General features: G+C 57.3%; 12 protein-coding genes. 11 read left to right on the top strand and 1 reads right to left on the bottom strand.

Annotated features, from left to right (window positions below; genetic code table 11):
- The first annotated feature begins 39 nt into the window (after positions 1–39).
- The 9 genes from ACR0CR_RS03645 to xylB all read left to right on the top strand — a co-directional run bounded on the left by ACR0CR_RS03645 (position 40) and on the right by xylB (position 7,483).
- Positions 40–1,170 carry an ABC transporter substrate-binding protein gene (locus tag ACR0CR_RS03645; protein WP_480596820.1) on the top strand — a complete coding sequence of 377 codons (1,131 nt, stop codon included), beginning with the start codon at positions 40–42 and terminating at the stop codon, positions 1,168–1,170.
- Positions 1,171–1,221: 51 nt separating this feature from the next.
- Positions 1,222–2,142, top strand: a complete 921-nt coding sequence (locus tag ACR0CR_RS03640) for a branched-chain amino acid ABC transporter permease (RefSeq protein ID WP_480596817.1) — start codon at positions 1,222–1,224, stop codon at positions 2,140–2,142.
- Entirely contained in the window at positions 2,139–3,125 is a 987-nt protein-coding gene (locus tag ACR0CR_RS03635; RefSeq protein ID WP_480596815.1) for a branched-chain amino acid ABC transporter permease, read from the top strand. The genes ACR0CR_RS03640 and ACR0CR_RS03635 overlap by 4 nt, the downstream gene beginning before the upstream one ends.
- Positions 3,118–3,867 (top strand): ABC transporter ATP-binding protein, encoded by a 750-nt coding sequence (locus tag ACR0CR_RS03630; protein ID WP_480596813.1) that lies wholly within the window; start codon positions 3,118–3,120, stop codon positions 3,865–3,867. Before ACR0CR_RS03635 ends, ACR0CR_RS03630 begins: the two co-directional genes overlap by 8 nt.
- Positions 3,864–4,550, top strand: coding sequence for an ABC transporter ATP-binding protein (locus ACR0CR_RS03625; protein WP_480596811.1), 687 nt, complete (start codon positions 3,864–3,866; stop codon positions 4,548–4,550). The genes ACR0CR_RS03630 and ACR0CR_RS03625 overlap by 4 nt, the downstream gene beginning before the upstream one ends.
- Positions 4,550–4,957: an acyl-CoA thioesterase gene (locus tag ACR0CR_RS03620; RefSeq protein WP_480596809.1), complete on the top strand. Its 408-nt coding sequence runs from the start codon at positions 4,550–4,552 to the stop codon at positions 4,955–4,957. The genes ACR0CR_RS03625 and ACR0CR_RS03620 overlap by 1 nt, the downstream gene beginning before the upstream one ends.
- A complete protein-coding gene (locus tag ACR0CR_RS03615; protein WP_480596807.1) occupies positions 4,954–5,349 on the top strand; it encodes a RidA family protein in 396 nt (131 codons plus the stop codon). The genes ACR0CR_RS03620 and ACR0CR_RS03615 overlap by 4 nt, the downstream gene beginning before the upstream one ends.
- Positions 5,350–5,526: 177 nt before the next feature.
- Complete coding sequence (locus ACR0CR_RS03610; protein ID WP_480596806.1) at positions 5,527–5,829, top strand: hypothetical protein; 303 nt, start codon at positions 5,527–5,529, stop codon at positions 5,827–5,829.
- A gap of 196 nt (positions 5,830–6,025) precedes the next feature.
- A complete protein-coding gene (xylB, locus tag ACR0CR_RS03605) occupies positions 6,026–7,483 on the top strand; it encodes a xylulokinase (protein WP_480596804.1) in 1,458 nt (485 codons plus the stop codon).
- Between the two features lie 57 nt (positions 7,484–7,540).
- Here the strand turns inward: xylB and ACR0CR_RS03600 are convergent, their stop codons facing one another.
- Positions 7,541–8,404, bottom strand: a complete 864-nt coding sequence (locus ACR0CR_RS03600) for a LysR family transcriptional regulator (RefSeq protein ID WP_480596802.1) — start codon at positions 8,402–8,404, stop codon at positions 7,541–7,543.
- An 86-nt stretch (positions 8,405–8,490) separates the two neighbouring features.
- On the opposite strand from ACR0CR_RS03600, the gene ACR0CR_RS03595 reads away from it, so the two are divergent.
- Both ACR0CR_RS03595 and ACR0CR_RS03590 read left to right on the top strand, forming a co-directional pair.
- Positions 8,491–8,958 (top strand): c-type cytochrome, encoded by a 468-nt coding sequence (locus tag ACR0CR_RS03595; RefSeq protein ID WP_480596800.1) that lies wholly within the window; start codon positions 8,491–8,493, stop codon positions 8,956–8,958.
- Positions 8,959–8,970: 12 nt separating this feature from the next.
- Positions 8,971–9,858 carry a c-type cytochrome gene (locus tag ACR0CR_RS03590; RefSeq protein ID WP_480596798.1) on the top strand — a complete coding sequence of 296 codons (888 nt, stop codon included), beginning with the start codon at positions 8,971–8,973 and terminating at the stop codon, positions 9,856–9,858.
- Positions 9,859–9,947: the final 89 nt, after the last annotated feature.

Below are 9,947 nucleotides of genomic sequence, written 5' to 3'. Positions count from 1 at the left end.
ATTTTGTATGAACTAGTAAGACGAACAAGGGAGAAACAAATGAAAAAACTTCTTTTGGCCGCTGCGGCCTCGGCGCTCTGCGCGTCCGGTGCCTCCGCCGAAGTTAAGGTCGGGATGATCACGACGCTGTCTGGTGGTGGCGCAGGTCTTGGTATTGATGTGCGTGACGGGTTCATGCTGGCGATTGCTCAATCGGGTCGTGATGATATCGAGGTCGTCATCGAAGATGACCAGCGCAAACCGGACATCGCGGTGCAACTGTCGGACAAGATGATCCAGTCCGAGCGCGTCGATGTGATGACCGGCATCATCTGGTCTAACCTGGCCATGGCGGTTGTTCCGGCGGCAGTGAATCAGAACGTTTTCTATCTGTCTCCAAACGCAGGGCCGTCGCCGCTGGCGGGTAAAGGCTGTCATCAGAATTACTTCAACGTCGCCTGGCAGAATGACAACCTGCACGAGGCGGCAGGCGCTTATGCAAATGGCGCGGGTTACAAGAAGTCTTTCATCATGGCCCCGAACTACCCGGCGGGCACGGACGCTCTGACCGGCTACAAGCGGTTCTTTGAGGGCGATCTGGCCGGCGAGGTTTATACCAAGCTGGGTCAGACGGATTACGCGGCAGAGATCGCGCAAATTCGGGCCAGCGACGCAGACAGCGTGTTCTTCTTCTTGCCCGGCGGCATGGGGATTTCCTTCCTCAAACAATATGCCGACAGCGGTATCGACCTGCCGGTCGTTGGCCCCGCATTCAGCTTCGATCAGGGTATTTTGCAGGCCGTTGGTGATGCGGCGATGGGCGTCGTGAACACCTCGCAATGGAACAAGGACATCGACAATCCGACCAACGCGGCCTTTGTCGAAAGCTTCCAGGCCGAATACGGACGGCTCCCGTCGCTTTACGCCAGCCAGGGGTTTGATACCGCGAACCTGTTGCTGTCCGCGTTGGACAAGTCCGACCCTGCGGATGCCGATGCCTTCCGTGAGGCGCTACGCGCTGCAGATTTCGACAGCACGCGCGGGGATTTCTCGTTCGGTCCGAACCACCACCCGGTACAAACCATCTATGCGCGCGAGGTGATCAAGGAGGGTGATGTGTTCACCAACAAGATCATCGGAACGGCGCTGGAAGGCCATTCAGACGCATACGCAGCTGACTGCAAGATGTGACCGATCCCTGCCTGCCTTCACCCGTAAGGCAGGCAGATACCCGGAGTTTCCATGTCCTCGATCCTGATAATCGAGCAGATCCTGAACGGACTGCAATTCGGCGTCATGCTCTTTTTGATGGCCGCCGGTCTGACGCTGATCTTCGGCGTCATGGGGCTGATCAATCTGGCGCATGGCTCGCTGTATATGGTGGGCGCGTTTGCTGCGGCGGCTGTTGCCGGTGCGACGGGGTCGTTTTTCATGGGCCTTGTCGCGGCGCTTGCGGCGGCGGCGCTGGCCGGAGCGATCATCGAAATGGTCGTGATCCGGCGGCTGTATGATGCAGCCCATCTGGATCAGGTGCTGGCGACCTTCGCGCTTATCCTGATCTTTTCCGAGGGAACGCGCTGGGTCTTTGGGTCTTTCCCGCTTTTCCTGAACATCCCCGAAGCGCTTTCGGGGCCCGTCACGCTGCCCGGCGGTATTGAATACCCTCTGTACCGTCTGACTTTGATTGCAATCGGTTTGGCGGTCGCCATCGGGTTGTGGTTGTTGATCGAACGCACGCGGATTGGCATTCAGATCCGCGCAGGGGAAAATGATCGCGAGATGATTGCCGCGCTCGGCGTCGATATCTCAAAGCTCTACACACTGGTCTTTGCGCTGGGCGCAGCCCTTGCGGGTCTTGCCGGAGCCTTGGTGGGTGCCATTCAATCGGTTCAGGTCGGTATGGGCGAGCCCGTGCTAATCCTTGCTTTCGTGGTGATCGTCATCGGTGGGATTGGTTCTATCCGCGGCGCGTTCATCGGCGCGCTTCTGGTCGGCCTCACCGATACTCTGGGCGGCGTGTTCTTACCCGAGCTATTCAAACTGTTCATGGAGACGGGTGCCGCGCAAAAAAGCGGATCGGCCATTGCCTCGATGGGAATTTACATCCTGATGGGGTTGGTCCTGATCTGGCGACCCACCGGCCTGTTCGGAGCGCGCGCATGAGAGTGAACGAGCGATACATCAATGCGGTGGTGCTCGCTGGCCTGCTCGCGTTGCCGCTTTGGGCGATGGCGGTGGATCAGCCCTTTACCATCACCCTCGTGACGCGCGCCGTGATCCTTGCCCTGGCGGCGGTAGGACTGAATTTGATTCTAGGGATCGGTGGGATGGTCAGCTTCGGACACGCCGTGTTCTTTGGGATCGGTGGCTATTCCATGGGTATTCTGGCCTATCATGCGCAGACTTACACTGCGCTGGACCTTGGGCTTTTTGCGACCGAGGGCACAAATTCGATGCCGATCATCTGGTTGGTGGCGATGGTGACGTCTGCGATTGTCGCTTTGTTCATCGGGCTTTTGTCGCTGCGGACGTCGGGTGTCTATTTCATCATGATCACACTCGCCTTTGGTCAGATGTTCTTCTACTTCGCGATTTCATGGGCGCAGTATGGCGGAGAAGATGGCCTGTCGATCTATGTGCGCAATGGTTTTCCGGGGTTGAACACGCTGGTGCCGATCCAGTTTTTCGCGGTTTGCTTTACGCTGCTGTGCATCATCCTGTTCCTGTTCGCACGCCTTCAGGCTTCGCCCTTTGGACTGGCTCTGAACGCGGCCCGACAGACAAGTACGCGTGTCGAAACGGTTGGCCTCAATCCGATGCGCCTGAAACTGCTGGCGTTCGTCATCTCAGGTGCAATCACCGGGCTCGCGGGTGCGTTGTTTGCGGATTTGAACCGTTTTGTCTCTCCTACGATGTTCAGTTGGCAGCTGTCCGGTGAATTGATTGTGCTGATCATTATCGGCGGCGTTGGTCGCCTGATGGGGCCGGTGATCGGAGCTTGTGTCTTTGTTGCCTTGGAACACTTCCTGGGGGAACTGACTGAGTTCTGGCACGTCTACCTTGGACTGATCCTCTTGTGCATCGTCCTGTTCGGGCGGGGCGGTCTAATCGGGCTGCTGACCGGTAAGGAGGGCGCGCATGTCTGATCCCATTCTCGCCACGCACAACCTGAACAAAAACTTCGGGGCCCTTACGGCAACAAATGACGTTTCCATCGACCTCAAACCCGGAGAGATCCACGCCATCATCGGCCCGAATGGCGCGGGAAAATCCACTCTGATCAAGCAGATATGCGGTGGGCTGAAACCGGATTCCGGGCAGGTGGTCTTGTGCGGTGATGATGTGTCAGACCTGAGCACGCAGATGCGCGCGCGGGCGGGGTTGGGGCGTACGTTCCAGATATCCGACCTCTGTATGGAGGATACGGTTCTTGAGAACACGGTTCTGGGCGCGATGGGGGCAGAAGGCGCATCCTGGCGGTTCTGGCGCGCAGCGTTGAGGACCAGCGCTTTGCGCGAACGGGCAGAGGCGGCGTTGGATCGTGTGGGGCTTTTGGACGAACAAGACACGCGCTGCGCCAACCTCAGCCACGGCCAGCGGCGTCAGTTGGAGGTTGCGGTGGCTCTGACCTTGTCCCCGCGCGCATTCATCATGGATGAACCCATGGCCGGGCTGGGGGCCGAAGGGTCGAAACGGCTGACCGGATTTTTGGATGGCCTGCGGGACGAAGCCCCGATCCTGCTGGTGGAACATGACATGGACGCGGTCTTTGCGCTGGCCAATCGGATCAGTGTTCTTGTTTATGGCAAGGTGATCGCCACCGGAACGGCAGACGAAATCCGCGTGAGCAAGGAGGTGCGCGACGCCTATTTGGGGGATGAGGCATGAGTTTCCTCACGATCCGGAACCTCACCGCCTCTTACGGCGTCAGTCAGGCGCTGTTTGGTGTCGATCTGACGGTGGCTGAAGGCGAAGTGACCGCTTTGATGGGGCGGAATGGCATGGGAAAGACGACCACGGTCAAGGCGATCTGCCAGATGATCCGATCCGAAGGTGACCTGACGCTGGACGGCCAAAACCTACACGCCCTGCCAAGCCACAGGGTGGCGCGTCTGGGCGTCGGACTGGTGCCCGAAGGCCGACGTTGCTTTGCCGATCTGACTGTGCGCGAAAACCTTGTCGCCGCCGCGCGACCCGGCGCATGGACGCTGAAAACCGTGGCGGACTTGTTCCCGAGGTTGGGTGAACGGCAGGGCCAGCGCGCAGTGTCTTTGTCAGGCGGCGAACAGCAGATGTTGGCGATCGGACGCGCACTGATGACCAACCCGCGCCTGCTTATTCTGGACGAAGCAACCGAAGGGCTGGCCCCGATCATCCGGCAGGAAATTTGGGCCGCCTTGCGCCGACTGAAGGACGAAACCAACGTGGCGATACTTTTGATCGATAAATCGTTGAAAGAACTGGCCTCGGTGTCCGACAGAGCGGTGATCCTCGAACGCGGCAAAACAGTCTGGTCAGGAGACATGGCAGACCTCACCCCGGATGTTTCCGAGAGATTTGTGGGGGTCTGATGCCGTTTGAATTCTACCAGAAAGTTCTGTTCAAGCACTGCGATCCAGCCGGGATCGTTTTCTACCCCCGATATTTTGAGATCATGAATGACTGCGTCGAGGCATTTTTCGATGAGGCCCTGAACGCGCCTTTCGAGCAGCTTCTTAAAGCGGGCGGGGTGCCCACGGCAGGAATTCAGACTCGATTTTCTGCACCCAGTCGCCACGGGGATCACCTGACGATAGCTTTGTCTATTGCCAAAGTCGGTGGCAGCTCTGCCGATTACGTCATGACCGCGCGCTGTGACGATCAGTTGCGGTTTACGACATCAGCGACGCTCGTTTACGTCAATGCCGCTGGGAAGCCCAGCCCTTGGCCCGACGCACTGCGCGCAAATCTGACTGCATTCAAGGAGACGGAGACATGAGCCATCGAACCATCCACCCGAGCGGTTGGTTGCCCGCCAAGGGTTACTCGAACGGTGTTCTGACCAAGGATGGAACGCTTCATATCGGCGGCCAGATCGGTTGGGACGCCAACAAGGTCTTTGTCGAGGGGGGCTTCATCGCACAGATGAAACAGGCCTTAAGCAACATCGCCGCCATCGTCGAGGAAGCGGGCGGGCAGGTGAGTGACGTGACCCGGTTGACGTGGTTCGTAACCGACAAAAGCGAGTATCTGGCCCATCAGGCCGAAGTCGGCGCGGCCTATCGCGAAGTGTTCGGGCGCCACTTTCCAGCGATGTCGATGATCATCGTTGCAGGCTTGGTCGAAGACGAAGCGCTCGTTGAGATTGAGGCCACGGCTCATCTGTCCTGACCGTGTTTCAATGCGGCGAGTTTCTGTGTTCCATCAAGTCCGAACAGTGGGCACTTTTGACCCAATCCTCGGGCGGGCGCCTTAGGCGTCGATTGGAAAGCACGTGGCTTTTGTGGTATACTGGCTTGCATTGATTGAGAAATACAAAGTCGCATTTCAGCTGCATTGGAGCTCACCATGATCAAGTTGGTCCTGCTTTCATGTGTCTTGATCGCCACCGCACCAAGTTTGGCTTATGCCAACGCGGCGGATTACATAAAGATTGTGAAGGGTGCCAGCGGCGGATGTGACGCATTCAAGTACAATGCCAGGGCAGAAAATACACATTCTTCCAAAGCAATCCGAGCAACCTTTCGATGGAAAAACCCGGATGGTGGCGATCGTTCCAGCACCTGGGATTTGGAGCCCGGTCAAATCGAGACCATTACGTATTGCAATTTTGGCGCTTTGAAATTGCAAGGTGCCAGGTACCTTAAGTAACAGGTCCTCTGGCTCAAGTCTGAAGACAATTGTGCCTAGCGATGTGAGTTCGCAATTTGGGCACATCGCTGGGAAATGGTGGAAACCGGGTGGCTAAAGCGGCGTCAAATTCGGTTTGGCCTGCGCGCAAAGCTCGACCAGAGATGCGGTTTGGGGCAAGCTGGATTAATCCACGCTTTCGGTAGAGGATCGACGAGTGTATCTGGGACTGGATTTGGGCACCTCAGGGCTGCGCGGCATTCTTGTCGATGGCGATAGACAGTTGCTTGGTGCGGCGGAAGCCAGCATTGCAACGCGCAATCCAAATCCCGGTTGGTCAGAACAAACGCCCCAAGACTGGATCGCCGCCTGCCGACAAGTGATCGGGCAGCTTCGTGCCGCTCAGTCAGGCGCGTTTTCGGCGCTAAAAGGTATTGGCCTGAGCGGGCACATGCATGGCGCCACGTTGCTGGATGCGGACGGGCAAGTGCTGAGGCCCTGTATCATGTGGAACGATACAAGGTCGGCAAAAGAAGCCGCCATGTTGGACCAATTGCCCAGAATGCGCGCCATTACAGGCAACATCGTCTTCCCCGGCTTTACTGCCCCCAAACTCGAATGGGTTCGGGCGCATGAGCCGGATATTTTCGCGCAAACAGATAAGGTGCTGCTGCCAAAGGATTACTTGCGTTTTTGGTTGACCGGCGACTTTGTCAGCGACATGTCAGACAGCGCCGGGACCTCCTGGCTGGAGGTCGGGTCACGATGTTGGTCAGAGGAAGCCATCGGATTGTCGAATATGCGGCCTGACCAGATGCCGAGGCTGGTCGAGGGCAGCGCGCCTGGCGGAGAGCTCAGGTCCGAATTGTTGCTGGATTGGGGGTTAACGGGCTCGGTCATTGTTGCGGGCGGTGCGGGTGACAACGCAGCGGCGGCCTGCGGGATCGGTAGCCTGAATGACGGAGATGGCTTCGTCTCATTAGGGACTTCCGGTGTCTTGCTGGTTTCCAGAGACTCATACGCGCCCGCTCCGGAAACGGCGGTTCATTGCTTCTGCCATGCTGTGCCGGATCGCTGGATACAGATGGGCGTGATCCTATCCGCGACCGACAGCCTGAACTGGCTGTCCAGAATGCAGGGGAAAACTGCCGAAGAACTGGCGGCTGCGCTTCCTGACAGTTTGGACGGCCCATCTGATCTGACTTTTCTGCCGTATCTCGCCGGTGAACGAACGCCGCACAACGACAGTGCGATCAGGGGGGCATTCACTGGCATTGACATCGCGTCGGAGCCTTTGGATCTGACCAGATCGGTCATGGAAGGCGTTGCCTTTGCGATGCGGGACTGTCTGGATGCTTTGTCCAAAACGGGAACTGCGGTCGAAAACCTAGTTGCGGTTGGAGGTGGTGCTCGAAGCAGATTTTGGCTGGAAACTCTTGCGACGGTACTAAAAACCCCGCTGATCCAACCAGCGGGTGGAGAACTGGGGGCTGCCATCGGAGCCGCCAGATTGGCGGAATGTGCGGTCACCAGAGCAGCGCCGCAAGAAATAATGACAGCACCCGACACTGCCGCTGTGATTGAACCGCGTGAAGATCTGTTCGACGCCTATGACTCGGCACACCAAAGGTATCAGCAGACTTACCGTGCGCTGGCACCACTGGCATCACGCTGAAGGGTTTCAGGCACATCCGGCGCAGCCACCCGCAGAAATTTCGTGGTCACTACCACTTTACTCGGCGGGGCCCATCAACTTTGCCAAAGCCAGCGGAATTTGCTCAACTAGAATGCGTTGAACCAACGCAAACCTTGGGGTCTGGGCGATTTCCTCAAGTGTTGCGACCCAAAGCGGTACAACCAAGCCGGGATCTTCGGTCTCCAATCTTTGCAGTCCAGCGACGGATTCACCCACTATTTTGGGAAGGAAGGCCATTCCGACCCCGGCAACGGCCATCTGTTTGAGAACAAGGAAACTGTCTGCTCCATTTGTCATATCGCGTTGGTCAACGTGATCGGCCATCCAGGCGGCAGGCAATGAGGATTTCAAAGCACCCTCTAGCTTCATCCATTTCCGGTCTGGACTGCCGTCGCTGTATATTCCAAATGCCAATTCACCGGCGCGCGTTCCCAGCAAGCCATCACCGAGTTTTGTGGAGGGTCGAACAGCGATATCTGCAGTCAGTCTGCTCAGGTCGTGGTGGCTGTTACCACTCAGCAAAACCAGTTGCAGCTTGGGGAACCGATTGGAAATTTGCGTCAGAATTTCAGGAAGCACGATCTGAGACAAACTGTCCGTCGATGCAATACGTACTTGCCCGGCTGGGGATTGATCCGCCCCGGCAACCGTTCGTTCAAGCGATCGGATCGCAGCTTCGACGTTTTCCATTGCGCTGAAAACGCTGCGCGCTTCGGGCAAGGCGGAATACCCGGACAGGTTTTTCCGAAATACCGTGCAACCGAACCGCTCTTCGAACGCAGCGACACGCCGCAACACTGTGGCGTGTGTGACCCCAAGCGCCGCGGCTGCTGCATTCAGCGAACCATATCGGTCCACAGCAAGTGCGAACCGTATGTCGTCCCAATTCTTACTGTTCATAATTTAACAACAAATGCCAAACTTCTAACAATTACAATGATTATTGTTCAGGGTATCATTTGGTCGATTAAACAGGGAGTGAACCGATGAAGAAACAATTTGCATTTGCTGCGGCTGGAATTCTGTCCGTCGCTCTTTTAGGCACGGCTGTTGCGCATCAAAGCGAAAACGCCGCCGTTAAGGCGCGCACGTCGATCATGCAGCTCTACGCATTCAATCTTGGAACGCTCGGTGCGATGGCCAAAGGCGAAGCAGACTATAACGCCGAGGCCGCAACGAGCGCAGCAAACAACCTCGTTGTACTCACGCAATTGGATCAATCCGCGATGTGGCCTGCTGGAACTGACAATGTGTCGGACCCCTCGTCGCGTGCTCTGCCGGCCATCTGGGAGAACTTCGCGGATGTTGGTGCAAAGGGTCAGGCTTTGGCGGATGCAGCTGTTGCAATGCAAGCGGCGGCAGGTCATGATTTGGATGCACTGAAAGGGGCGATGGGGCCATTGGGCGGAGCATGTTCGGCCTGCCACAAGGCCTATCGCGCGCCCAAGAATTAAAGGGGATACGCCGTGCGGCGTCTGATTGCGTTCGCCGGTGTCGGTGCGGTTTTGGTTGGGGCTGGTTTCGGCCTCACCCAACCAAAGACCGTCAGCCCATCCGAATTTGATGGGCTCGTTCCCGATTTGGATCAGGGCGAACAGGTGTTTTTCGCCAGTGGGTGTGCGTCCTGCCACTCCGCACCTGGCGCTTCAGGGGACGCCAAACAGTTGCTTGCTGGCGGGCAAAGGTTTGCGACAGAGTTTGGAACATTCATCGCGCCAAACATTTCCAGTCATCCGAACGCCGGTATCGGAGACTGGACGGTTGTGGATTTGGCGAACGCTCTGGTCCACGGAACCAGTCCGATCGGTCAGCACTACTACCCGGCTTTTCCATATGTTTCGTATAACGAGATGAAGCCGCAGGATATCGTTTCCTTGCACGCGTATCTTAGCACGCTTCCAAAAGTCGAAACGCCAAGCGAAGCGCACGACGTCGGATTTCCGTTCAGCATACGCCGCGGGTTGGGGCTGTGGAAGCAACTCTTCGCGCGGCCGGGCTGGGTCGTTAACGCTGAGCTGGATGACCAGCAGACGCGCGGTCGATATCTGGTTGAGGCGTTGGGCCATTGTGCCGAGTGTCACACGCCCAGAAACCAGTTGGGTGGGCTAAAACGCAAGCTTTGGCTGTCCGGCGCTCCCAATCCGAATGGTAGGGGTACCATACCGGGATTAACTCCGGCACAGTTGGATTGGTCCGAGGCTGACATAGCCGAGTATCTAAAGTCAGGGTTCACTCCGGACTACGACAGCGCCGGAGGAGAGATGGCAGAGGTCATTGAAAACACGTCGCGCCTAAGCGATGAAGATCGTCAAGCCATTGCAGCCTATCTAAAGGTTGTTCCATCACTCCCCTGAACGTCCAGGCCGGTCGAGCGGATGGGGTGGCGGCTTTGACATTTTGCCTCTGCGCGGCCACTAATACATTGAGATGAAACAAGGTTCGA

It is taken from the genome of Ruegeria sp. AM2 (assembly GCF_056540685.1).
This window is presented reverse-complemented; position numbering and strand designations above follow the sequence as displayed.